The sequence below is a fragment of the Pseudomonas cerasi genome, from assembly GCF_900074915.1.
Lineage (GTDB): Bacteria > Pseudomonadota > Gammaproteobacteria > Pseudomonadales > Pseudomonadaceae > Aquipseudomonas > Aquipseudomonas cerasi.
On record NZ_LT222315.1, the window covers coordinates 119,136 to 143,614 of the forward strand.

Below are 24,479 nucleotides of genomic sequence, written 5' to 3' on the forward strand. Positions count from 1 at the left end.
GTCAGCTTGATGCATAGGCATTTTGAAATTCCTATGCATCAAGCCTTCGATGATGGTTACCGGCGACATGACTGCTCCTGTGCAACAAGTGGTCCTATCAAAACTTAGTACCCGTCACGGGTACGGTGTACATAGGAATAGCCGCCCAACACAATGATGAGCAACACGCCCCAGCGAGTGAACCCATTAGCCCACCACTCTACATCTTGCACTTCACCTGGGAAGAACAGGCCTACGCTGCCCCATTGTTGCAATGCAGGCCAAAACCCCAGCCAGACAGCGGCCAGTGATGCAGGCAGTACATTTTTTACGGTCAAAATAGATCCGTAATTATTTTCTTGCCACCACCCTGCACAAAGAATCGCAATGCCGATGATCATGCCAAGCAGCAGACGGCCTCCGGCATGAAAATCGAGGCTGACAGCTTTCGAGAACTTCCATACAAACAGGCACACAACGATCACTGCAATGGCGATGCCCAGCAGTACCAAATCATCCGAATCATTACGTCGATTGTTCACCTTACAACTCCTGTAGGTGTCTATTTTGATGCGTTGAGAAAGGTAACAAAGCGCTGAAACCCACCCCAGCAATGAGTAACCACAGCGCATTCTATGTAGGTCGAGCGGATCAACACAAGAATGCGCCAGAGAACACAACACTCATCCGCGCACTCCCCATCATGAACCATCCTCATGTTCTGTCTTTAAGGGCTTCCCGGCTTGCGGCCCCTGCGGGACCGCAGATATCTGATGTACACCATATTGCACACCCGAGGCGCGGCCATCAACAGGCTGACCAACCTGGGCCTGGACGGGTGGAGTAGCAGGTGAACGATCTTGCTTAGGTTGCATGGGCACAGCCTTACGGCTGACCTTGAGAACGCTCACAGTGGTCGGTTGAGCGACTTCAGTGAGGATGTGCGTGTAGCTGGCCACCGTTCTCACCGAAACGCCGGCAAGTGTTGCAATGGCAGAACGTGCCAGCGCCTTGCCCTGGTCTTGAAGCTGTCGGCACGCGGCGCGGATCTTCGATTCTGTGGCTTTGTGCCGCAGTTCATGGGTGCGCTTGGCAGCCCGGCTCTGCCGCTCGGTGAGCGACAAGTTGCCATCAAGCTGCATTGCGCCTCGATGGCAACGACGATCACCGGTGTAGCGATCCCACGTCCAGCGGCCTACAGATTTGACCGTGGCGCGTATCGACGACAGCGGCAGGTTTTCGGAAAAACCCTGTTTTAGAAAGCTGTTGTGGTTGTACGCATACGCATCGAGCGAGCGCATGAACGACTCAAACGAACCCAGCTCACGCTCGCGATTGACGATGCTGTACGCAAAATAGCGCAGCTGCTCGAACAGGATGCAGTGCCGCGAATGGCTCACCTGGTCAAGCTTGGGGCCTGTGGCCCAAGGCTTGACGGTCAACTCCACAGCGCTTGCCAGTTCGCCCAGTTCGTACACGTGGCTGTGGAATTCGGTCGTCTCCCACCAGGGGTGGCCGGGTGTTTTGGCCACAGGGCCACCGTGATAGTCCACGTCCGCGTCGAGGCGAGCGGCGAAAGCGGCATAGATCGCTTTCATGTACTGAATCGGCTTGGCCCGTGCGTTCTCGGTGGTGCACACGGACGGCACGGCATAGAACAGCTGGGAATGGCCGCTTTTGCGGTTGCGCACCATCAGGTTCGGCGCGGGCAACCCGGCATCGTCCCAGGCCAAGGCGTTGGCATGGTCCAGGTCGAACACCAGCCACGACACCATGCCGGGGCGATTGACCTGCATATAGGGATAACGCAGCGCGTATTCACGAGGACGGACGCGAGTCGCGGTTTTGTCGTCGCTGCACCGCGCCAGGTACGGCGCTTCCAGCAATAACCGGTTGAGCGCAGTGCCGTCTTCGAAGAAACGGGCAGGCGGCAGGTGGGTGCTGCTGGCCAGCGGATCTGCGTTGGCCGTGGATGAGGCCGCGAGGGCAAGACTGATCGCGTTGTCGTGGTTCATGCTTCACCGCCCTGGCCAGCAGTTTGGCCAACGGCGTGAACGGGAGTAACACAAGGGGTCAACTGGGGGGGCAGGGTGCGGTCATCGACGACGCACATCTGATGAAGAATCTTTTCCATAAGTCCACCGTTCAGCGGTGAACTGAAGACTTCACTTTTGACGACTTGCACAAAGCCTCAGTGAAAGCCATAATCAGCTCACGTTATGTGTGTTGAACAGGTGATCCGCTTCGCAAACGGCCTGTTCAGGATTTTCCAAAAAGCCCCGGCGCCAACCGGGGCTTTTTGGTTTCTGCTATTTGGCTAAATCGTTAACATATTCCCGTCTACGCTCGTTCGAGCATGAAAAATATTGCTTCCCAGCAACGGTGGGCAGGCAAAGTGGGTGAACACTATCACCCGAACTCCCTATCCGCAATGAAAATGCCATTTTTAACAGCTGATTTTTTAGCTAATACGAATGGCTATAGGCCTTGTGATACGGGGGTTCCAGAGTAAATAGTGAAATAACTTACGCAACAGTAATAACTTACGTAAGTTAAAGCGCTTACTCGTCTTCCATGAAATCTGTAATCGGCTCGGCATTAGATGCCTTCTCAAGCAGCGCAAGCAGATCAGCCTTATCCAGTTCCTGGAGGGCCATGATTCCAGCCCGAATCACATCGGAACGCGATATGCGGAAGGTCCGTGGCAATAGAGAAATCTTATCAATCTGTCTGTTCAGGTCTTTGGACAGGGAAAAAGTAGTACGCACAAACGTGGGCGCTTTCTTACGCTTGCGCTTAGGCTCTGGGGTAGCACTGACTGGTGCAGCAGATATGAAAGCCAGCGCGGCTTCATCGTTAGCTTCGGATGATGGGGAGACTTCCTCAGGCTTACGAATCAAATTTTTCAGTCCCATTTGGCATCCCCCCAAAGCTCCGCTGCCAACGTCTGTATTTCTTCTTTAGCTCGAGGGTCGGAGTTGCTCTCCAGGACCGAGCATCCGTCTTCATCAGCATCGTCGTAGACATTGCGAGCTGTAGTAATAGCGTCAAGAGGTTGGATGCCAAAGGAGCGACACGCTTCTTTGGCATCCAATATCCGCTGTATCTGACTTGGAAGGGCTGGGCATTGGGTGATCACTGCACGTACATTCAATGCTGGATTTACCGCAGTTGCCAGTCGCGCCAGGTTGTCGACTTTGGGAAGGGTTTTGAGATCTCGGCGCTTGGGTCGAAAAGGAATCAACATATGAGTAGCTACCGTCATCGCTGATCGCAGCGCCTCTGAATCGGATCCTCCAGCATCGACCACAATTTGCCTATACCGGCCACGTAAGTCTGTGAGTGTTTGACGAATATTGCCGTGCGCTTGCACGACAGGAATCGCAGGGAGGTCTCCTTGAGCAGACCGTTCTGCAGCCCAGTCAGCAGTCGTGCCCTGAGGGTCCGCATCTAGAAGCAGGACATCACCTCCTCGAGCCTGCAACCAAACGGCCAGATTTTGAGCTAGACAGCTTTTCCCGCTGCCGCCCTTTTCACCGCCTAAAAGTAAGATCATGAGAAGCCCTTGTAGGATTACTAAAGTGACATAACTTACATAAGTTACTGAAATTTTGCTATGAGGATATACGAAACTGCCACTGTACATCTGCTTGATTTGAGCTAGACGGCCTTTGGATAGCAGAATAGCCAAGACATCGTGATCTACCGGTGCATCAGGAAGGGGTAGGGCGTAGCCGGCCAAGGATGAGCAGGATTTCATTTTCAAAGGCCACTTTTGATTCGAGGTCGCCCAACTTCTTATGGCCTTCTGCAACGCACCTCAGCAAGCCAGGCAGGTGTCCGCACTGGGGCGGCTCATTGCCGTTCGTGACCAGGTAGCCTTTGTGATACTGCGCGGCGATGTAACCCTGCGTTTCCAACGAGCGCAGCGCCTCGCGCACGGGCATTCGGCTGACCTGAAAGGCATTGGCAATGGCTTGCTGCGCAAGCCGTTCACCCGGTTCAAGCCGTCCATCCATGATGGCTTCGCGAAGCGCTTCTTCTATCGTCGCGCGGGGCAGCGCTACAGGCTGTGCAATGCCGAGGGCAATGGTTTCAAGCACGTGCTGCGCGTGCAGCTTTTGCGTTCTAGTGTTACTCATTTACGTCTCCTTTCCATGCATGCGAACAGAACTCTGCGCCGGCGCGCCGGACTCGGCGCGGCGCAGGGTTAAGCAGTTGATTTCGTGGGTGCCACCTCGGGAGCTGGAGGTGGCTGATCCAAACGGCTCAGTCCATGCTCATGCCGTCATCTTCATCCGGGGATGACAGCTCCGGGGTGCCGGCGGCGATGGCCTGGCCCTTGGGCGTGGTCTCGGCCACTTCCCGATCAGGCGCGGTCGGCTGTGCTGACCATTCGCGGCGGTTTACGGTTTTGTCCGTCTTCGTGCCATCCTCCTCAATGACCTGCACCACGACAGGTCGGGTGCCCAGGTCTTCCAGACGTACCGGGTCGCCTTGCTTCAGATCTGCATCGTTCATGGCCTTTTCCAGCCCCACGCCCCACACCGTGCGGGGCTTACCTCCTTCGGGCTTGAGCGTCACGAAGTAGCTCATCTGATTGTCATCATTGTGCTGATACGGTGCTTCTCCGTGCTCGATCAGCGTGCCATCGATGAAGTTGCTCCTGGACGGGGCTGTCTGGCCCGTTGTTGCTTGAGGGTCTGGGTACAGACGCTGCTCAACCTGGTTGACGACGCCAACCGCCATGGCGGTGATTTCATCCAGGTCCTTGACCGATTCAGGCCAGGTCTCGACTTGCCGATAGGCATTTTCAAGGCCGCCTTTAAACGCTTCGCGGTAGCTGTCGTTTTCCATGTACGCCGTCAGCAGCGCAGCCGCTTCCGGGCTCTTGTCATCCGTCGCAATGATCCACACGGCATGGTCTTCACCTCGCAAGCCCATGACGACATCAGAAGCCCTCACGTCAGCCTCGGACATCGGGAAATCACGACGCCATTGCGCTTCACGCCTGACCAGCTCGCTGGGGCTCTGCAGGTCAGGGTCGTTGGCCCGACTGGTCTGCACTTCAGCTGTGGCTGTTGCTGCGGAATCGGCAGTCGATTCCGCACGCTGCGCCTGCCATTGCGCAAAGGCCTGATCGCCCTTGGGCTCACCACGTTTTGGAATGCCCAGCGTGGTCGCCACCAGCTCTACTAACGAAACGCGCATCCGCTCTGGCACGAAGTCCAGCTCTTTGGTCAGTACCTGGCTAACCTGCTCAGCGGTTTTTCCTTCTCTATATAGCGCCTCGATTGTCACTGTAACGCCCAACTTATCCACCAGGTCCCGTATCTCCCGTGAGGAGTCATCAACGTGCCGTGGCAGGTCTTTGGCATCAGCCGGCGTAGGCTTTGCGGCTTCCGGGTTCACTGGTGCCGGCGCTGGGCTTGTGCCAGCTGAAGTACTCACCGGCTCAGGCGTGCTGGTCTGTGCCTCAGACGTGGCCGGCGCGGTGGAATCCGCAGCCGGTTGCGCACGCTGCGCCTGCCATTGCGCAAACGCCTGGTCGCCTTTGGGCTGACCGCGTTCAGGAATGCCCAGGGTGATGGCCACCGTCTCCACGAACGCAATGCGCTCCGGCTCGGGAACTGTGTCCAGCTGGCTGGCCAGCGCCTGGCTAACCTGCTCAGTCGTTTTGCCTTCTCCATACAGCGCCTCGATCGGCACCGTAACGCCCATCCGATCCGCCTGGTCGCGCACGTCCCGTGTGGAATCGTTTACGTGCCGGGTAAGGTCGTTGGCAGGACCAATGCTCAGACCTCCACGCTCAATCTCCAGCTCTGCGCGGCGATCTGCCAGGCTTTGATTCATGGCCTTGTCGGTGAAATGCACGTCCAAACCGTTCTTGGCCACCGCCTCGATCACCAGCTTTTTGAATTCAGCAGTGCCGTTGATCGTCAGTGTGCTGCCGAACCTCTCCCGGGCCAGCTGGAGTGCTACGGACACCCCGGCTTCGGTAATGCCCGTGCGGCGCATGGAAATGGCTGTGCCTGTGTCCACAAACAGGGTCTTGTCGGTCTGCTTGTCCAGGTAATGCACGTTCTGACTGAACTTGGCCTTACGCGTGTACAGGTCCTTGGCGCTCAGTTCACGGGCTCGCTCACTGGCGGCGGCGGGGTCAAGCTGTTTGGCCAGACGGTCCATGACCCGCTTCACCCGGTCACGCACGCCCTCAGGGCCTGGCCCCCTCGCGCCGCTGATGCTAAAGCCTGGGTCTTCCTTTTCATCGTCCAAAAGATTGCGTATTGCTGCACTGCCCATGAGATTTACCTCGATGTTGGGTTTCGGGTTGTGGAACTGTTCACGCGCTTTGAGCCGTTCGAAGGTCAGCACGGAAACCAGCTGCGCCTTGTCTTGGCGGGTTAAGCGTTGATCGGAGAACACGGCGCGCCTGAGCGCGAAATACTGTTGATCGATACGGCGTATGGCCCGGCGATGAGCCGGCGCAATCTGGTTGTGCTGCGCTTCGCGCGTGAAATACGCGGCCACCGTCGAGGCCTGCCTGTTAACGGTCAGGGCCTTGATCGAGGCGCGCTTGAACACCAGCGCCTTGTCTGCGGGCCGTTTGAGCGGATCGAACAGCATCCGGGCGCGCTGCTCGATGTCAGCCACCGTCGCGACCCGATGCGGGTTCTTGGCGTAGGGCGGGACGACAGACCCAGGCCGCCATTGACGGGGAGGGCGGGGCTTGCCGGAAGTCCTGGGCCTACGACCGGCAGTGGATCGTCCAGGCGTTGTTGTCGCAGTCACCGCCTTGGGCACCGCTGTGACGGAAGGTGATCGGTAGATGTCAACGCCAACTAAAAAGTGACCCCCTTCCGTGCTAAATCGCCAACTTAGTTTTGACCCCCCTCGGGTTCATATTTTCGAGCCGGTTCGGCCCGAGAAGATTTGGTTCCTGCTTTGCGCTTGTCCTTGAGTCGATAGCTTTCACCTGTCATCTGCACGATATGGGCATGATGTAACAGCCTGTCCAGCATGGCCGCTGTCAGTGTTTGATCATCCGCAAAGGTTCCGGCCCACTGGGTAAACGGCAAGTTACTCGTGAGGATCAGGCTGCCTTGCTCGTAGCGCTTGGCGACAACATTGAAGAACAGGTTGGCTTCATCACGACCAAACGGCAGGTAGCCGATTTCATCGATGACCAACAACCCAGGGGCCATCACCACACGACTGAAGTATTCCTTGAGCCGTTCCTGGCGGTGCGCAGCGGTCAGTTGCAGCATCAAGTCAGCCGCCGTGACGAAGCGGGTTTTGATACCGGCCATCACTGCCCGGTAGGCCAGGGCGATAGCCAGGTGGCTCTTGCCTACACCACTAGGCCCCAGGAACACGATGTTCTCGGCACGTCCAACAAAACTCAGTGCTGCCAGCTCCTGGAGCTGTGCCCGGGGGACGCCGGTGGCAAACGCGAAGTCGTATTGCTCCAGCGTTTTCACAGCGGGCAGCGCGGCAGTTTTCAGCAGGGCCTGTCGAGAGCGTTCACTTCGGGCATCGGTCTCGGCAGCCAGCAGCTTTTCGAGGAAGTCGGCAAAGCTGTCTTCGCCGCTTGCTGCTTGTTGGGCCAGGTGCGGCCAGTCCACCCCGACGCGCTCAAGCTTTAGCCCCTTGCATAGTTCTGTCAGGCGAGCATGTTGAAGGTTCATGCTCTCACCTCCAGCAGTTGCTCATAAACCGACAGCGGATGCTGCAAGCTCTCGTACGGCAGGACCCGTCCCAGGCGTAGGCCTTGGGCGGGTTGCGGGCGCAGGCTCTGTGTTGGCAGTGGTAATAGTACCTGCTGCTCTTGGGCCAGACGTACCGCCGGTTGAACACCCGTCGTGCCGTGAATCCGCTGATGAGCGACTTCGTCGAGCCATTGGCCGATATGTGCGTTGGCCGTCACCACATCCAGCGTCAGACCCGCACTCTTGAGCGTAGCGGCCAACGGGGTAATGAAACTGCCCTTCAGATACCCGTTGAAGCGCTCAACCTTGCCCTTGGTCTGGGCACGGTAAGGGCGGCAGACCTTGGGAATAAAACCAAACTCATCGGCCAGCGCAGCCAATCGGGGATGCCAACGGTGCTGGCCCTCCCCAAAAGCATCTCGCTCGGTGATGATGGTTCCGGCGTTATCAAACAATGCCTGCTCGGGCACGCCGCCAAAGTAAGCGAACGCCTCCCGAAGCCCTGTCAGCCAGGCTTCGCTGTCCTCTCGCTCGGAGAAACGGACAAAGCTTGCTCGACTAAAACCAAGTGTCGCCACGAACGCCTTAAGCGGCTGACGGCCTCGTCGAATGGTGGTGAAGTCCACCTGTATCTGCTTGCCGGGCAGTGTCTCGAAACGTACCACCGGCTCTTCTGCCTTACGTTTGAAGGGGCGAATATAAGCCTTCAGACGACTGACGCCGCCGCTGTACCCCAATGCCGTGATCTCACGCAGCAGGACGGTCGCCGGAATCCAGTGTGGGCGCGCCGCCTCAATACGCTCGTGCAGGTAGTCCTTGAAGGGGTCGATTTTGCACGGACGTGCGGGTCTCACCTTGTCACTGGGTAGCGACCGGGCCTTTCGCAGGTACTTGCGCACGGTGTTACGCGAAATACCCAGCTCACGGGCGATGAATTTGATGCCATGGCCCTGACGGGCCAACACTTTAATTTCCACAGACTGCTCCTGGGTCAACATATTGGCAGCTCAAAGCCGCCAGTTTTACCCAGGGGGGTCAATTCTAGGTTGGCGTTAGGGGGTCATTTTTACAGTGGCGGTGACAGGTAGAACACCAGCGCGTTGTCCGAAGGCTTCTTGAGCGGATCAAACAGGCGTCGGCCCCGCTCCTCGATGTCAGCGATGGTCGCGACGCGGTGCGGGTTCTTGGCATACGGCGGGACTACGCGTCCAGCTCGTACTCTGGCGTTTCGGGGCTTTCCAGCTCCGGCCCTGCGTCCGCCTGTAGCGCCTGCTGGCGTTGCTGTTCCCGTTGTTTCCTGAGAAACGGCGGCAGGGCCGCTTCCTCCTCTTCCTCGCTCAGCTGTGGACCCATTCCGTCTTCCTCGTCCTCCTCCTGGTACAGATGGTCGCAATCCAGAATCTCCTCCTGGTTGCGACTGTCCCAGGTGAACGTGTGCATCACTGGGCAGTAACAGCGCACCGTCACGGCTTCGGGCCGATCCGGCTTGCCGGTGATCTGCCACATTGCTGACGGACAGGTCTTGCACGCCATCGGCAGGTGCGGCAGTGCGTCGCCCTCTAGTTTCAGCAGGACTTCGCTGGTGATCTCTCTGTCGTTGCCCGGTCTGTACGTTGTCATTGTGTTCTCCATGGACTTGGTAGAATTTGGCTTCGCGATCAGCCAATAGCCGAACACGATCTTCAGGGGATGCTTCGGAATACGCTTTGCGAAACTTGGGGGTGGCCTTGTTGACGTACTTGATTTCTCTCGCCCGCTGCGGCCAGGCGAGCAAGCGTTCCTGAATCACACTGGCTTCAAGCGGTGGTTTCTTCAGTTCACGCCTGACAATAAAATCATCCTGAAAGATGGTGTCTTTCAGATTCGTGCCCTTTGCGTCACCTGGCAACTTGACCGAAATGTATTCAGTGTCCTTACCTTCATTACGGATGCGCGTCTCGCCGTACTCAGCTACCAACGCATAAAAATCGGCACGAGAAGTCACGCCGCGTTCAATAACCTGCTTGACCAGGTCTTGTTTGAACTGGCGGTTCTTACCGTAGAAGTCATCGCCCTTGTAACGAGACAGGACACTGGCCGCATCGGTGATGTCCGCACGCACATTTTCACGCGGTGAAGACAGGCCATACTTCTGGTTGATATGCTCTTGGAAAGCCTCAAAATACTTCTCATGATTCTTGTACACATCAACCGGATTGGCCTCATTGCCACTGAGCAGGTTGATGCGCGGAATAATGATATGTATATGCGGCTTGCGATCAATGACCTCACCGGTTTTCCTGTCGGTGACAGTCTTCATTTTGGGTAAATGCGCTTCGGCATACAGATTGAACTCTTCAGGCTTGTACGCATGCATAAAGAAGTTCTTGAAGTCGGTTGTCACGGCCTTGAGCAATTCAGGTGACACCGTGTCCTCTTTAAAGCTTAGCGTGAACGTGAGGTAACGATCTTGCCCATGATCCGGGATACTTTCGTAGATGGCCCTGGTCACGCTGAGCTGCCCCTCAATGATCAACCGATGGTCCAATTCATCACGCGTAAACTCTCGACCTGATTTATTGCCTTGTTCTAAATACTCCTGCGCTCCGGTGTTATAGCCACTGACTCTAATCAGCATATTCTATACCTGCTAATAAAATCGTCTCGATGACCATCAGCGTTTCAAACCACTTGTCTCTCACACTGTCGGTGATAATGCCCCTGTCACTCGCCGCTTTTGCAATGTAAGCCAACTGAGAAATATTGTTACCGGCTTTATTGACGATAAATACTATTCGTTTCCTAAACCCGGTAAACTCTCTAAACACAGGAGCTTTATTTAAAATCAGCTCCCTGAAAAAGGCTGATGCAGAACAGCCCGCCCGTTTGATCATGTCATCAAACTGGGCCATTTCGTCTTGGGTGAGTCGAAACCGGATGATGTGAACTTTTTTGCCGGATTCGTTAGGTGAGCCACGGTTGCCGTTATGGACTGACCTCAACGGTTTTGGCGGGGCAGTCTCGGGCAAAACCGTGAGCAACAGCTGTTGAATAGCGTTCAGCTTATTAAGCCAGTGGAGATACTGCTTTTGATAAAGCGTGCCGTTATAGGGTGCCGAGTTAGCGGAGTAAGCAACTCGGTTTAGAGCATGTCCGGACTTTTCAAATACCTGCTGCATCCGCTTCTTGTCGATTGCGGACCGCTCGAAGGTAGGCGAGCGACTCATCACCAGGTCGCGGAAGAATCGGGCGGGCTTTAGACATGATTGCGCGATGGGTTCGGCAAACCGGGCGTACTGTTCATCCGTGAAACGGCATGACACGGGGCACGACTTGTTCACTTTTTCGGCCACAAGATCACCTCCTGAGGGCACCTGAATGACGACAACCAACAACGACAACAACAACGCTTTCCCGCTCTGCGGGGTTTCAAAGGGGTATCCCCTTTGGCACGTCGATTGGATACGAAAAAGGCGAAGCTCTTTTTTGTAGACAATCGGTAACGTGCCTGTTTAGCGAATTCGAGATTTTGGGTCAGCCCCAAGATTGTCTCTGAATGTCTCTCGATGACACAGAATGTCTCTCTATGTCACTAACCCTGTTAGGTTGACTCTAAATGTCTCTACTTGACTTTGAGTGTCTCTAAATGTCACAAATGGTCTCTAACCCTCGTGAGCCACATTCGAGCATCGTTGAGAGCACTGAAAGGAGAAGAAAATGGACGACTGGCGCAGCAAACCACGAACAGGCAAGAGCCAGGTAACACCATGGCTGCAACAGATTCAGGCACGCATCGACATGGGGGCCACGATGAAGCAGGCCTACGACGAGCTGATGTCGAATGAGTCCATTTCGCTTGGGTACCGCCAGTTTGTTAGGTACGTCCACACGCTGACATCCAACACACAAGCCACAACACAGAAGACAACGGACAAGCAAACCGCTATAGCTGAGGAACATGCGAAAACGCCCCCTGAGCCAAAAAAGGCAGACAACCAGAGAACACCGATGACACCCGCTGACTTTCGAAAGATCAGGGAAGACTTCGATAGAATGGACTTGAATGCACTTGTTTCAGGCAAGGGGCTGATATTCGACGAAAAATGAATAGCGCGTACTGACTAGTTCTTATACTTGTCTTTGATACCTGTAGGGATTTTTTCCAACAAAGCGCGTTGTTCTTTATATTCTTGATAGAACCACTTGTTGGTTTCATTAACGTCTTGGCTTTCAATAGCGATCCAGGTCATGCCACCGATCATCATAGCTGCCATCACGACCAATCCTGCAAGCATCATATGGTTAAATCGAGTGGCTTGCGTATCCCTGAGATTTCCAGACAACGCAGACACACGATTTTCCAGTTGTTCAATCTTGACCGTAGCACGATTGAGTGCAGGCTCGAAAGCATTAGCAAGACTGTCATGGATGGCCTCAGAAAGCTTGATCCCGACATCTAGACCAGCCTTGGTCGTGGTGGCTTGAATCAATTCTTTAGTGCTTTCCTGGAGAAACAATGCGGTGTCTTCTGCATCTTCAACAGCATCAGCGACAATTCTTAATGAATCATCCATTGAAAGCTCAAGCAACCTGGGTATGTTCTTGATACTGTCGTGCAAGTGACCCACGTCACTTAGCAACTCGGTAATGAGAACGTCACGTGCAGTGGCTGTATTCTTTTCAATCGTGCTCATAGAGCATCCTCCTCCGCAAACAAGGCATCAAAGACTACATCAAGCTTACGATTAACGCCTTTGGCGAGAAGCTTCAAGCCATACATATCTGACCAAAGCTCACGATCTTGCATGTCAGCGTTCTTGTCTTTCAGCAACGTCTTGTAGTCGGTGTCATCGCTCATCAACGATGTGAGAGAAATACGCTTGACTGAAAGAGCGTCGAACAATTCAGTTTCAAATATTGCGCACTTGCGATTGCAGATAAACGAATGTGCAAGATCGTAGTAGGAAATAATGATGGAGAATTCCGAATCAACGTCACTTTTCACCCGATTGAATACCAATCTTATCTTGTGAGCCGGAATGCCCATCGCGGCCAGCGTTCCAATCATGGTTGCTGTCTCTTTCTGCTCCTTGGTTCCAGAAGTTACTGGAACAACGTAGTAATCAATTTCATCATGAGCCTCCTCAAAGCCCCCAAGGTTGGCCATGAAGTCTTCAACGTTGGAAGCACCCACGTCGATGATGGCCTGGTCTTCAAGCATGAGTCGTTTGAACAGCTCACGGAATTTGTTACCACGCAGCTTTTCCACGTCCAGACCGAGATTTTCTGCGGTCTCGTTAATCGACTCGATAGCGTAGATCGGGGCACCGTCCATGCGTGGCGATAGCAGGTTGGCGGCAATGGTGGTTTTGCCGACAGTGCCGGTGTAATTGATGATGACGACTTTCATAGTGATTGATCCTGAGTGTTTTAAGGTTGATCAAGGTCGCGGTGCCAATGGCTGGGCACCGTTTTGAAATGTGGTTGGCTGGGCCGTTTGAACACCAAGGGCGCGGCCCTTGTCATCTCGCAACGGCCGCGTTGACCTCGGGAGCGCGGGGTGGTGAAGCTACCCCACACTCCCAAGGTGAGCCTTTTCTGTACGGGGGTGCGTCAAGTGTGCGCTGCGCCCGTGCTTCCGTTCGCCGCGACGATAGAGCGTGTCACGACGAGCCGGGAGCGCGGCACCTGACGTGGGCAAGATCGCTGTGTGGGTGGGTCAGACCAGCAACCAGCTGAACCGGTTCCTCAGAACGGGATATCGTCATCAAAACTGTCGAAATCCGCAGCGGGCTGCGGTGCTTGCTGCTGCGGCGCAGGGCGCGAGTCGCGTTGCTGCGGCTGGTTGTGGTTTTGCTGAGGTGCGGACTGCTGCGGCGCCGATTGCTGGGGGCGCGACTGCTGCGGACGAGGGGCAGACTGGTTGTAATTGCCGCCCCCCTGGCCCTGTTGAGCGTCGCCCTGTGGACGGCCACCGAGCAGCTGCATGGTGCCCTGCATGTCCACGACGATTTCCGTGCTGTAGCGCTTGATACCGTCCTTTTCCCATTCACGGGTTTGCAGCTTGCCCTCGATGTACACCTGCGAGCCCTTACGCAGGTATTCGCCGGCGATTTCGGCGACCTTGCCGAACAGCGACACACGATGCCATTCGGTCTTTTCGACCTTTTGCCCGCTCTGCTTGTCGGTCCATTGCTCGCTGGTGGCCAGGCTCAGATTGGTTACCGCAGTGCCGTTGGGCAGGTATCGACAGTCAGGGTCTTGTCCGCAGGTGCCTACCAGGATCACTTTATTGATGCCACGCGCCATGATTGCGCTCCTTCTTCAATGAGTTTTTAAGGGGTGTCTTCGTTCGGATCAAACACGAATATCGTGCTCAGAAGCTTTCGGCCTAGGGCTGTGGACTGCTCAGCTGGGCCCAGCAGCAATGCCGTTGAACCGTCTACCGACAACTCAAACTCTGCAAAACAGTTGTCGCAATCCACTGGACGCCAGGTCATTTCCCACGCTTTGACGTTGACGATATCCACGGTCGCAGGGGTTTCGCAGTTGGGGCAGTGCGCCGTCATCGTTTCGCCGTCTGGCCACTGCGCTGCCTTGGGCTGTTGTTCCTCTGGCATAGCCAAAGCCTCCTTAGGAGAGAGGGTTACGCGCGCGTGGGTTTGCGGCTGAACACGAATTCCAGCTTGGCTTCGTGATTGAGCTTCAGGGCCGCTTCAAAGGACTTGCCGGTTTTCTTGCTGTGAAACCCCTTCAGTACGCCGGTCTTGCCATTCGTCAGCAGCGCCTCGATCTGGCCGGGCGACAGCATCTTGCCGCTGACTTCCGGATGGAACTTGAAGGCGCAGGCGCGACAGCCGATCACTCGCGGGGTGACGGCCAGTTCACCGCCGCACATGGGGCACTGAGCGTTCAGACTGTCCAATATCGGCTTACCGTCACCCTGCACGTTGCCCAGGTCGATGTTCTGCACCTGGTCTGCGATGAAGCCTTCCAGTTCGTCCAGGAACTCCTCCACGGTCAGTTCACCGGCCTCAATCATTTGTTGCTGTTCATGCCAGAGCGCGGTCATGTCCGGCGTCGTCGCAATCGCTGGCAACGCGGCGATGAACTCCAGCCCCAACGCGGTAGGGATTAATTTTTTCTTTTCTACCGCGTAGAACCCACGCTCCTGCAACTTGGCCAGTACCGCACCACGGGTCGCCGGGGTGCCGATGCCGCCGTTCTCGCCTTTCTTGCCCTGGTCGCGGTCGATCAGCAGCTGCTTGATGCGCGGGTCTTTCACATACTTGGCGACCCGCCGTAGGTCCTTTAGCAGCTCGGCTTCGGTGTAGAGCGGCAGGGGCTTGGTTTTTTCCTTGGCCACCGTAATGCCGTCGCATACCCCGGCGTCACCGACTTTCAGATCTGCCAGTGCATCGAAGGGGCTTGCGACCTCGGCGGATTCCGACGCATCTTCGTCTGGCTCGTTTTCCTCAGTGACCTGTGCCGTCCAGCCGGGCTGCGTTACTTTGGTGGAGCGCGCAACGAAGGTGTGGCCGCTCACGCCAAAACGCACTTCGGCACTGAGGTAACGTTTTTCGGGCAAGAACTGCGCGACGTAACGTTTGACGATGGCCATGTACACGGCGCGTTCATCGTCACTCAGCTGGGCAATGTCGATCTTCACTGCCGTTGGGATGATCGCGGTGTGCGCCGAGACCTTGCTGTCGTCGAAAGCCCGGGTTTTGCGTTCCGAATTCACCTCGGCAAACATCCCGGTCAGGTCCGGCAGGGCTTCGCTGAGCAGGCTCAAGGTCTGCGGGGCCTCGGCAAACTGTTCGTCAGACAAGTAACTGCAATCGGAACGGTTGTAGGTGATGGCCTTGTACTTCTCGCGCAGTGCCTGGGTCAGGGCCAGGGTTTTCTCCGCATCGATGCTGTGGGTCTTGCTCATGTACACCTGAAGGTCGAGCAACGCGAACGGCAAAGGTGCCGCCGTTTGCTTCTCTTCCACACGCGCCTCGATCACGTCTGCGGGCTTCATTCGACACGCGTCGGCCACCTGGGTGGCATACGCCTCGTCAATGATGCGGTTCTTGTCATCGAGCGGGGCATCCGCAGCCACCACGAGGCGGGCCTGCGCACGACTGCTACCAACGGCCAGGCTTGCCGCAACCGTGTAGTAAAACGCACTGGCGTGACTCTTGTTGGCCAGGTAGCGGTTCACGATCAGTCCCAGAATCGGGGTTTGTACGCGACCTACCGACAACACGCCTTTGACGCCCTTGGCCCTACCGGCCAGGGTGCAGGCGCGGGTCATGTTGAAGCCGTACAGTTGGTCACCGATGCTGCGGGCCAGAGCTTTCTGGAACAGACCGTAAAACTCGCTGTTGTCGCGCAGGCCGTCCAACGCTTTGCGGGCGGCATTGGCGTTCATGTCGTTGATCAGGATGCGTTTGACCGGCGCGGTGTTGCCGAAATGCACCAGGACCTCATCGACCAGCAACTGGCCTTCGTCGTCCGGATCACCGGCGTGGACGATTTCCGAGGCGCGACCGATTAGCTGCTGGACCACTTTGAGCTGGTCGCGAGTACGGGCAATGGGCTGGTACTTGGCCGGACGCAGCTTCAGGGGCAAATCGGCCTGAACCCAGTTTTTATAATCAGGGTTGTGCACCTCGGGCGGGGCCAGTTCGAGCAGGTGGCCCACGCACCAGGTGACGATATCGTTGCTGCCGCACTCGAAATAGCCGTCCTTGCGTATGACGGTGCCCAGCGCCTCGGCAATGACCTGGCCCAGGGCGGGTTTTTCAGCTATAAACACTCTCATTTTTAATTTCCTCTTTATCTAATCCACATTAACGGGAGACGATGTGAATATATTCAGCATCCTGACCGACAGAAACACTGCCATCGAACTTAGTGAAGACAATTACTACAATGCGACTCACAGGGTTTCCCCCTACGTTCAACAGAGAAACGGAAAGAACAACGCTTACGCGCTTTGCCCGGAATGCGAGAACCCGGTCCAACTCATTAACAGAACGAATAAAGAAACGGAAGCCAATACGCTGTATGCAAAACATGTCGCCTACAAAGTTGAAGGCATTGCCGAGTATTCAGATGAAAACTACACGAATTGCAGCCTGGCTAATCCACAGCGTTTCGACAGCAATGCGCGAAGGACGAGTACGGCCAAAAACAATGAGATAAAACAGCTCGTCATTGATTACATCGACACCATCATCTACACGATCGAGCGGGATATAAAAATCACGTTCACGGACGACTGCATAAGAAAGGCTATTACCGATTTCGCTCTGGATAAAGGGTATGAATACAAAGCCATCAACCCTTACAACTTGCCCTACGGCTTTATCTACAGAACGGAGGCCCTTGACCTATACGGCTGTACTGTCAAAAACAAGGAGATCGCCAAGCATATCAACGAAAAATCGGAAGTCTTTTCGGTAAACAGCTATGGCTACGTCAGGAGAAAAGCCGGCAGTCACAGCCGCAAAGGCCCCTTGAACCAGATCCGCCTATTTTTCTCCGAACACACTCCACACGATGATGCGGTGGGAGAAAAAAAGGAGTCCATCAAGATGAACATTGTGGAAATCGATAAGAGCAGCGGTGTCAATGCATCAAAAGAATTACACTTTGATACTATCTTCTTGGACAAAGTCCGTTTCCTGAACGACATCAGAAAGCGGGAGCGTTTGAGAAAATTTGTTCACAACGCTCTGAACTGACAAAACATCACGAAGGGGATGGCTTAGGATTTCTTTTATTTCCAACAGGGTGGCAGGGTTCTTTTCCAGGTCCTCCCTGATGGCAGAGTCCATCCCCTCGAAATACGCTAATACCTTGCCCTCATAAAGAGCTCGGTGAGCAAGTATGTTGACCGTTTCACAAAATCCTTCTTCCGTGGCCGGCCACTGAATACCGGAACACCACTCCAGCATTTCCATTGCCTCGTTGTATTTCAATACACCTTGAAGAATCAGATTCTTTCTAACATCTTCACTTAGCTGGTTTTTCTTAAAAATCATTATAATCACCTGTCTCATAGAATACAGAATCAACCCCGGACCTTGCCGAACTTGTCGTTGATTTTTTTGGTGTAACCCTGATCAGCACCGGGGCAGCTGTTGAGGTAGTCCTGGCGCGCCGTAGCGGTCTGGCTCCATTTGATGTTCCCGTGCTTCTTGACCAGGATGCTGAAGTAGTCCAGCTCGGCGCTGCGGCACTCGCTGCCACCGCTGTTGCCGGTGAACTTGCCGTAGAGACACAGCACGGACTTGCACGGGTCGCCTGCGAACGCTGAGCTGCTGCCCAGCAGGCACACTGCGAACAGTGCGCAGAGCAGCGTTTTGCCGCGACCGGGCACGGCGTTGCCAGCGACATGACCCTGGCGGTCAGCCGTTTTGCTGAAGGTATTCATGTGTTGCTCCTGCAAGCGTTTGGATGTGCCAGTGGGGGGACTACATCGTTTCGGGGGTATCGTCAGCCTGCGCAGGCTCGGGATCTGGCTCGACCTCGGGGGGCTGAGCCTTGTCCGCTTCGACCTGGACGGGTTTGGACGTAGTGTCTCTGGGATTCCAGCGCTGCCGCTGTTCGGCCTGCATAGGCTTGGCGTCGGCCACCGCCACCTTGGCTTCGACGGTGCGCACCGGCACGGTGAGCGCGTCGATTTTGGAAGCATCGCCAATCGGCACATCGGGCGTCGGCATACCGGCTCGCTCTTTGAACACGGGTTCTTCGTACCAGAAGATTTTCCGGGCTCGGATGTTGGCAGCGGGCGTCGTCTTTGTGGCTTCCACAAAAATCAGCTCTTCGCCGTAAGGCAGGGCGCTGACCTCCTGCGGCAACAGCAACGGTCGGGGCTGTTCGCTGTAACTGTCTGTTTGACCTCGAGCACCGATTTCATGCTTCTGTCTGTTCAACGACTGGTTATGGACGCGCACCGTGGTGTTGCCCAGGCGCGTGCTGTACTCCTTGGCCAGCTCGACATTGCCGGTGCCGTAGACGATTTCGATGTGAAAGGCCTGCATGATGCCGTTGCCAGCCTCCCGGCCATACGTGCGCTCGCTGCGCAGCTGGTCCTTGCCCTGAAAAATGATGATGTAGCGAAGGCCTGCACCACGTGTCAGCGCCGGGGCCATTTCCATGATCTCGATACGGCCCATGACCGCGATTTCGTCGATCACGAACAACACCTGGTACTTGAGTATCAACGTGCCGTCTGCGCAATGACCACCCTGCTCGGGCATCACATCGGTGTTCTGCTGAATGGCCTGAGTGAAGAACAGGTTCATCAGCGGGCCGTATTTCTTGATCGCGTTACCGGTCACGCAAAAGTAGATGCTGATCTTCTCCTTGCGCAGCTTGGTGAAGTCAATGTCGGTGTCTGAGACTGCCCAGGCCACCGTTTTCTCGGCATACATGGACAAGGCACCGCGCAAGATATCGACGGTGGTGGACCATCCGCTGCTCTTGTTCTTCGAGGCCTCGAACACGCCATTGAGCTCTCGAAGGGTTTCCACTGACAGCGCGTTGGGGCCAGTGCTGTGTTGCTCGATGGCTTGCTGCGCCCACACACCGAGCCCGGTGCCCAGTGACGCCACCTCATAGGCCTGGGGCAAGGTCAGCTTCATACCATTGAGTTTCATGGCCTCCATTTCCATCAGGTACAGCAAGATGGCCGCAAACACGTTGGCAGCCTTGTTGTACCACTCCTGGTTCTTGGGGTTGTCCGACACGAACAGCACACCCGCCAGCGTGCGTATCTGCCCCAAGCGGTACAGCGGGTCGCGGCTGAGTGCGCTCAGCGGGTTCCAGCGGTGCGTCTCCAGAAGCTCGGGCGAAAAACGGTAGACCTTGTGTCCGGCTGCGGCCCGAAAACCTGCCGTGTCCCTCCAGTTTTCGAATTTGGGGTCGTTCACCACTACCGAATCGGGGTAGCTCAATAGATTGGGGGTAACGACTCCTACCGTTTTGCCGGTGCCAGGGGGCGCGGCCAGCATGACGAACGTCTGGCCATAGCTGGCCAAGAAGGTGTCCTTGGTGGGGTGTTTGCCAATGAGGATCGCGGGGTGCTCCTCGATCCGTTCTTGGGGATTGTCCGGGCTGATGGGTTTCGATTTAGCCTTGCCCATCAGCGGCCCCCTGCTTGACGCTGAAGCGCCTGTTCGTTGTTGCTTTGCGCCTGAAGCGCGGCCTGTTGGTGTTGCAGAGCGATGGACTGCTGCTGGTTGGCCTGTATCTGCTTGAGCGAGGCGCTGATGACTTCGAGCTGGTTCGACTGTCGATCAAGCTGTGACTGAGTCGCGCAGCCGGTCAGGGACAGCATGAATACTGCGGACAGGGTCAGTGCGGTACGAACGTTCATAGTTTGGAATCCTTGATGGGATCGTGGACGACAACCGAATCGGGATAACGGAGCAAACTGGGAATCACAACCCCTACGGGCTTGCCGGAACCTGGCGGAGCAGCCAGCAGAAACGAATCCTCCGAGGGGTGCTTGCCCAAGAGGAACGCGGGGTGCTCCTCGATCCGTTCTTGGGGATTGTCAGGGCTGATGGGTTTGGATTTAGCCCTGGGCATCAGCGGACACCTGCCCGACGCTCAATCGCCTCGGCTTCGAGGCTTTTTTGCAGGGCGATGGCCACCTGCTGATTGGCCTGGATCTGCGTGAGCGATGCACTGATCTCATCGAGCTGGGCGAGTGCGATATAAATCCCCAGCCAAGCTGCAATGACGAAGACGACGCCCAGCGCGATGGGCAAGGGCAACCCCAAAAAGAGAAGGGGTTTCGATTCTTTTGCTTGTTCCATGGGGAATCTCCTGCAAGGTGCTTCCGGACACAGCCCGACACCAGGTGGCAATGGCCGTCCGCGTGGCGGTGCATGGAAAGGATTTTTCAGTGCGTGTTGGCTTGATCGGCGTGACGCCATTCGAGGTAGCTCTCGACTCGCCAAAAACCGGCAGCGGCAGCATTGCGTTCAAGCATCCACAACGTTTCGCCAGGCTCGACCATGCCGTGGTAATCCTTAGCTAACTTACGGCGTGGATCGTCGTCCTGTTCAGCTGCCAATTGCTCCTGATTGAACTGGTCGCTGCGTGCCTGCTCTTCGGCCAACTCCTCTTCAGTGAAGTAGTCATAGGGATCATCACCAAAGTCAGGCTCTGCGAACTGGCATTCCCATTCGCTGCGTATCTCCTGTTCATCGCTTCCGGTGGCCAGCAGATGACCGAGGTAGTCCAGGGCACCCGCTGGAATGTCTGCCAGCGGTATGTCCAGAATCCGGGCAACTTCGGGCTTCGCCTTCTCTGTGGCCTCATCAAGCGCCTGACTGATCCGCTCATATTCAGCCTCATCGGCTTCCCGTTTAGCACGCAACCGCTCGCTGTTCGCCACCTGGTCGGCCTTGGCCTGCTCGATGACCCTGCTCCAGTCAGGCGGCGGTGGGCAGACACCCTTGTCGATCAACCCGGCATTGATCCTGCTGAGCAAGGCCATGTCCTGCTCCGGCACCGGCGTGCTGACAATCGGGTCCTCCGAATCGTCCTCGATGGCGTCTGACAAGCCGCGCTTCATACGGCCAGTGCCCACACGCCTTACCAGGTGAAGCTCTCCCCAGGCGTTGCCGGTAGCCCTTTTGCCTTCCATTTCCATGCTCGTGGTGTATTTCATCAACCACTTGTGCATGAACCGCTGACGCTCGGGTGCCATGCGCAGGGAAATGTCATGGAAGCGCTGATAGAACGCTTCGTCATGCCCGCACGCCAGGCTGTCGCCCTGGTGCGCCACCTCGTGTTCGACCAGCCCGAAGATGTAGGCTGCCGTTTTCATGGGTTCGGACTTGAGCCGTTGCACGATGGGGCGGTTGATGGCCAGGTAGGTCTTACCATCCGTCCACGCTTCACTGGTGTTCGACTCGCCGAGCAACACATCCAGCCGGTCCTTGTTATGTCGAACGGTGCCATCATTCCAGCGTTCAGCCCCCACACACGCACCGGCGTAGTGTTGCAGGCACCAGCGCAACGCGATCCAGGCCCGGCGTGTTTCTTTGTCCAGCGCCTTTTTCTCATCGACAATCGATGTTCGTTCGACATAAGCCTTCTTGACGGTCGTGAAAGCGGCGCACTGGGGCACCTTCAGCTCTCGGTACCAGTGACTGACGGCAGGTCTCGCATTGGCAATCACCCGCTCCAGCACATCTTCAAAATCTTCAACGCTATGGCAACCGAAGCGGTCGAGCGTTTGCGGATGCAGTACCTGGATGATGCGCTGCCCGGCAATGCCTTCGCCTTTGGGTATGTCACTGCCCTTTAAAACAACGGTGTAGGTGCCCTTGTGTTCACGAAACGCCTTATCAATAAAATCCTTCAGGGTGATATGCCGTTTGCCTGGCAGAACCGTGATGACTTCTTCATGGCAAAATATTTTGCCCACATCAGCTGCGCCGCTGAGCAACGACAGTGCTGATCGCGCTCGACGTGCTTCTGTCTTGCGGCGTCCACCCAATTCCCCCGAGACCTTATCAGCCAGCGGACCGAACACCTTGGCGATTGCTTTCCAGACCGGGCAGGTCTTGCGCAGTATCTCGCTACGGGAGACGTTGAGGGCAATCGCCTGCTTGGTCACGATCAGGCCTCCAGCCCCCCAGAGGTGCGAGGAATCGTGACGGACCAGCACGCCCTGGTTGTAGATCGAAACCGCGCCTTCTTCCTTGGCCCGGTAATAGGCGTATTCGTCTTCAAAGTCCCACTTTTCCGTTGCAGGATCGCGCGTAATGACACGGCCATTGAGTTCAACGCTGATGCGGGTGTAGCGCACCAGGTCACGAATCTCCTGAACGGCAGACATCAACTCCAAATCGTTGAGCGGTTCGTACCAGGTGCCCTCGATGGAGCAACCCGGTACGCCGTTTTCAAGATCGTCCAGCTCGTAGTTGTAGCCCATCGAGCGGGTATCAACGGTCATCTGCCAATCGTTGGAAGCCCAACGTGTCTTGGCATGCGCCATGATCTGGCCCCGGCCCAGGCGGAACCGGCCATAAGTGGCATCGCCTTCCTGGTGCGGTGTGCCAAAGCGTCCGAAGTAGCGCAGCACGTCATTGCGGCTGGCAAATCCGCGACCGTCATCAGCGCAGTGAAAGCCCTCTTTGGTCATGGTCAGGCGCAATGCGGTGGCATCGGCGTCTACAGAGTTCATCACCAGCTCGATGATGGCCTTGCCGATCGATCCGGCCTGACTATGGATGATGTGTTGAATGATTTCGGGGTCCAGCTCGAAAGGTAGCAGCACGGTACACCTCATATAGGTAAGGCCAGGCACAGCCAAACGCCAGACGGCTGATAGCCGACTGCGTAGCGGTGCAGTGGGATGTTTGAAAATGCGGATGTATCAGGGGGTGACGCGAGCGTAATGCCTACTTGCGGGTCTTACTGGTGCCCTGTGATGGCTTCACCAGTCCGCACACACGGGCATAGCCTGACTCACTATTGGCGAGCGTGGTCCAGCTCCCCTTGTGGCCGGTGTTCAGCCTCTCGATAAACGGCGTGACCTCATCATCGGTTTTCGTATCCGCCAACACGATGGTTATGGTGAAGTTCGCCAACATGGCTTCTGCTGATGCCTTAGAGAGCGCCAGTACGTCTTTTGCGTCACTTTTTGCGAACACTTTTTCGGTGGTCATCGTAATGCCTCGTCTGTTGTCTGAATGCATGTAGTGCGCGTAAAGCCTACTTGCGGGCCTTACTGGTGTTCTTGTATTCGCCCTGGTACTCGAACTGGCGCAGCTCGCGGTCGTTGGCAAAGCGGGCATCACCGTGCAGCGAGGTCTTGGGCTTCAAGCGCACGAAAACGGCCATCAACGTAACGCCGACCGGCAGGAACGTCAGGGCTGCCGTCACACACCACGACCAGGGCACGTACAGCATCCGCCGGTCGTTCCAGGGCAGCTTGCGGGCTTCCCACAGCGTGTCCCAGGACAAGCCCGCGAAGTGACCCTGAGTCAGGTGCAGAAACATCGCACCCCCTGCGTACAGGCCTGCCACGAAGAACACCAGCATCAATGCGATGACCAGTAATGTCAGTCTCCACCACATAAACTTCTCCTATTACCCTGCCTGGCGAGCGCGTGCTCGGCCTCCTGAATATGAGCACGTGCCGCCTCGAAGGCTGCGAACGTGTTCGGATAAGGCTGCATCGCTTCGATCATCGTGAACACTTGCCCCAATGCATCACGGTTGTGCCGCTCGCGTTCTACAAGGGCTTTCTCCAGGCCGTGTGCAGGGTTGCGCGTAATGCTGTTGTGCAAGGTGACGTAATCCATCTGGATGGCTTCGGCCACTGCGTAGAACTGTGAGTAATTGAGCAGCAGAACGTATGGCTGCGTGGGTGGCTTGGGCCTTTCTGCTACGCGCTTACCGCTACCGCGTGTTGCAAACTTCCGAGTAAAAATCCGTTTCAACCACATGACCCACTCCTATTTAGCTCGTTGACGCTGACCATTGAGCAAAGCCAGCTTGTATTCGGGTTCGTAATGCACTTCCAGGATGTCCGTCTCTTCCATGTACACCACCACGTCGAACGAGGTTCGTACCAAGCGCTCGATGTACGCATAATCCAGGCCCTTGCCGACCTCCGACTGCTTCACCAGGCCGCACACACGGGCATAGCCTGCTTCACTGTCGTTGGCGTGCGCCGTGGTCACGGTGCCCTTGGTGCCGGTGTTCAGAATCTCGATGAAGTGCCACACCTCGTCACCGGTCAGCTCGGCGAGAAACAGGTGGTCGGGCTTCATACGTAGCGCGCTG

The 24,479-nt window shown here is 56.1% G+C and carries 26 protein-coding genes and 2 pseudogenes; 2 read left to right on the forward strand and 26 right to left on the reverse strand.

Going from position 1 to position 24,479, the window contains the following annotated elements; translation table 11 throughout:
• Positions 1-104: 104 nt before the first annotated feature.
• From PCPL58_RS01570 to PCPL58_RS01620, 10 genes are all read right to left on the reverse strand, one after another.
• Positions 105-521 carry a hypothetical protein gene (locus PCPL58_RS01570; RefSeq protein ID WP_005619498.1) on the reverse strand — a complete coding sequence of 139 codons (417 nt, stop codon included), beginning with the start codon at positions 519-521 and terminating at the stop codon, positions 105-107.
• Positions 522-680: 159 nt separating this feature from the next.
• Complete coding sequence (locus PCPL58_RS01575; protein ID WP_065348665.1) at positions 681-1,994, reverse strand: replication initiation protein; 1,314 nt, start codon at positions 1,992-1,994, stop codon at positions 681-683.
• 546 nt (positions 1,995-2,540) lie between these two features.
• Complete coding sequence (locus PCPL58_RS01580) at positions 2,541-2,894, reverse strand: hypothetical protein (RefSeq protein WP_024421270.1); 354 nt, start codon at positions 2,892-2,894, stop codon at positions 2,541-2,543.
• A complete protein-coding gene (locus tag PCPL58_RS01585; RefSeq protein WP_005730296.1) occupies positions 2,885-3,535 on the reverse strand; it encodes an AAA family ATPase in 651 nt (216 codons plus the stop codon). Before PCPL58_RS01585 ends, PCPL58_RS01580 begins: the two co-directional genes overlap by 10 nt.
• Positions 3,536-3,692: 157 nt before the next feature.
• On the reverse strand, positions 3,693-4,121 hold the full coding sequence (locus tag PCPL58_RS01590; protein WP_024421269.1) for a GntR family transcriptional regulator: 429 nt from the start codon (positions 4,119-4,121) through the stop codon (positions 3,693-3,695).
• Between the two features lie 127 nt (positions 4,122-4,248).
• Positions 4,249-6,282: an LPD7 domain-containing protein gene (locus PCPL58_RS31880; RefSeq protein ID WP_414860602.1), complete on the reverse strand. Its 2,034-nt coding sequence runs from the start codon at positions 6,280-6,282 to the stop codon at positions 4,249-4,251.
• 575 nt (positions 6,283-6,857) lie between these two features.
• A complete protein-coding gene (gene istB, locus PCPL58_RS01605; protein WP_005741073.1) occupies positions 6,858-7,667 on the reverse strand; it encodes an IS21-like element ISPsy4 family helper ATPase IstB in 810 nt (269 codons plus the stop codon).
• Positions 7,664-8,686 (reverse strand): IS21-like element ISPsy4 family transposase, encoded by a 1,023-nt coding sequence (istA, locus tag PCPL58_RS01610; protein ID WP_002551322.1) that lies wholly within the window; start codon positions 8,684-8,686, stop codon positions 7,664-7,666. Before istA ends, istB begins: the two co-directional genes overlap by 4 nt.
• 202 nt (positions 8,687-8,888) lie before the next feature.
• Complete coding sequence (locus PCPL58_RS31885) at positions 8,889-9,308, reverse strand: hypothetical protein (protein ID WP_232002785.1); 420 nt, start codon at positions 9,306-9,308, stop codon at positions 8,889-8,891.
• A 986-nt stretch (positions 9,309-10,294) separates the two neighbouring features.
• On the reverse strand, positions 10,295-11,020 hold the full coding sequence (locus PCPL58_RS01620) for a plasmid mobilization protein (protein WP_065348667.1): 726 nt from the start codon (positions 11,018-11,020) through the stop codon (positions 10,295-10,297).
• A gap of 364 nt (positions 11,021-11,384) precedes the next feature.
• Here PCPL58_RS01620 and PCPL58_RS01625 point away from each other — a divergent pair, with 364 nt between their 5' ends.
• Complete coding sequence (locus tag PCPL58_RS01625; protein WP_020304529.1) at positions 11,385-11,774, forward strand: hypothetical protein; 390 nt, start codon at positions 11,385-11,387, stop codon at positions 11,772-11,774.
• 14 nt (positions 11,775-11,788) lie between these two features.
• Here the strand turns inward: PCPL58_RS01625 and PCPL58_RS01630 are convergent, their stop codons facing one another.
• The 5 genes from PCPL58_RS01630 to PCPL58_RS01650 form a co-directional block, all read right to left on the reverse strand.
• Positions 11,789-12,361 carry a hypothetical protein gene (locus tag PCPL58_RS01630; RefSeq protein ID WP_024647985.1) on the reverse strand — a complete coding sequence of 191 codons (573 nt, stop codon included), beginning with the start codon at positions 12,359-12,361 and terminating at the stop codon, positions 11,789-11,791.
• Entirely contained in the window at positions 12,358-13,077 is a 720-nt protein-coding gene (gene stbB, locus PCPL58_RS01635; RefSeq protein WP_065348668.1) for a StbB family protein, read from the reverse strand. Before stbB ends, PCPL58_RS01630 begins: the two co-directional genes overlap by 4 nt.
• 338 nt (positions 13,078-13,415) lie before the next feature.
• Entirely contained in the window at positions 13,416-13,976 is a 561-nt protein-coding gene (locus PCPL58_RS01640; protein ID WP_065348669.1) for a single-stranded DNA-binding protein, read from the reverse strand.
• Between the two features lie 26 nt (positions 13,977-14,002).
• Positions 14,003-14,287 carry a hypothetical protein gene (locus tag PCPL58_RS01645; protein ID WP_065348670.1) on the reverse strand — a complete coding sequence of 95 codons (285 nt, stop codon included), beginning with the start codon at positions 14,285-14,287 and terminating at the stop codon, positions 14,003-14,005.
• Positions 14,288-14,313: 26 nt separating this feature from the next.
• On the reverse strand, positions 14,314-16,479 hold the full coding sequence (locus PCPL58_RS01650; protein WP_065348671.1) for a type IA DNA topoisomerase: 2,166 nt from the start codon (positions 16,477-16,479) through the stop codon (positions 14,314-14,316).
• A gap of 43 nt (positions 16,480-16,522) precedes the next feature.
• Between PCPL58_RS01650 and PCPL58_RS01655 the strand changes: the two genes are divergently transcribed.
• A complete protein-coding gene (locus PCPL58_RS01655) occupies positions 16,523-17,404 on the forward strand; it encodes a hypothetical protein (protein WP_065348672.1) in 882 nt (293 codons plus the stop codon).
• Here PCPL58_RS01655 and PCPL58_RS30485 read toward each other — a convergent pair.
• From PCPL58_RS30485 to PCPL58_RS01705, 11 genes and pseudogenes are all read right to left on the reverse strand, one after another.
• Positions 17,306-17,704 carry a hypothetical protein gene (locus tag PCPL58_RS30485; protein ID WP_060402378.1) on the reverse strand — a complete coding sequence of 133 codons (399 nt, stop codon included), beginning with the start codon at positions 17,702-17,704 and terminating at the stop codon, positions 17,306-17,308. The genes PCPL58_RS01655 and PCPL58_RS30485 overlap by 99 nt on opposite strands.
• A gap of 29 nt (positions 17,705-17,733) precedes the next feature.
• Entirely contained in the window at positions 17,734-18,096 is a 363-nt protein-coding gene (locus PCPL58_RS01660) for a TrbM/KikA/MpfK family conjugal transfer protein (RefSeq protein WP_060407412.1), read from the reverse strand.
• A gap of 40 nt (positions 18,097-18,136) precedes the next feature.
• Complete coding sequence (locus PCPL58_RS01665) at positions 18,137-19,810, reverse strand: type IV secretory system conjugative DNA transfer family protein (protein WP_065348673.1); 1,674 nt, start codon at positions 19,808-19,810, stop codon at positions 18,137-18,139.
• Positions 19,810-20,043: a hypothetical protein gene (locus PCPL58_RS01670; RefSeq protein WP_053486459.1), complete on the reverse strand. Its 234-nt coding sequence runs from the start codon at positions 20,041-20,043 to the stop codon at positions 19,810-19,812. The genes PCPL58_RS01665 and PCPL58_RS01670 overlap by 1 nt, the downstream gene beginning before the upstream one ends.
• Before the next feature lie 17 nt (positions 20,044-20,060).
• A pseudogene (locus PCPL58_RS01675) lies at positions 20,061-20,258 on the reverse strand (type IV secretory system conjugative DNA transfer family protein); the annotation flags it as partial.
• On the reverse strand, positions 20,258-20,488 hold the full coding sequence (locus PCPL58_RS01680) for a hypothetical protein (protein WP_065348622.1): 231 nt from the start codon (positions 20,486-20,488) through the stop codon (positions 20,258-20,260). The gene PCPL58_RS01680 and the pseudogene PCPL58_RS01675, both read right to left, overlap by 1 nt.
• An 86-nt stretch (positions 20,489-20,574) precedes the next feature.
• A complete protein-coding gene (locus PCPL58_RS01685; RefSeq protein WP_065348648.1) occupies positions 20,575-22,965 on the reverse strand; it encodes an ATP-binding protein in 2,391 nt (796 codons plus the stop codon).
• Positions 22,966-23,089: 124 nt separating this feature from the next.
• Positions 23,090-23,356 carry a hypothetical protein gene (locus tag PCPL58_RS01690; RefSeq protein WP_060402382.1) on the reverse strand — a complete coding sequence of 89 codons (267 nt, stop codon included), beginning with the start codon at positions 23,354-23,356 and terminating at the stop codon, positions 23,090-23,092.
• Between the two features lie 46 nt (positions 23,357-23,402).
• Positions 23,403-23,768 carry a hypothetical protein gene (locus PCPL58_RS01695; RefSeq protein ID WP_002556101.1) on the reverse strand — a complete coding sequence of 122 codons (366 nt, stop codon included), beginning with the start codon at positions 23,766-23,768 and terminating at the stop codon, positions 23,403-23,405.
• Entirely contained in the window at positions 23,753-24,139 is a 387-nt protein-coding gene (locus PCPL58_RS01700) for a hypothetical protein (RefSeq protein ID WP_065348649.1), read from the reverse strand. Before PCPL58_RS01700 ends, PCPL58_RS01695 begins: the two co-directional genes overlap by 16 nt.
• 9 nt (positions 24,140-24,148) lie before the next feature.
• Positions 24,149-24,479: pseudogene (locus tag PCPL58_RS01705) on the reverse strand (P-type DNA transfer ATPase VirB11); the annotation flags it as partial.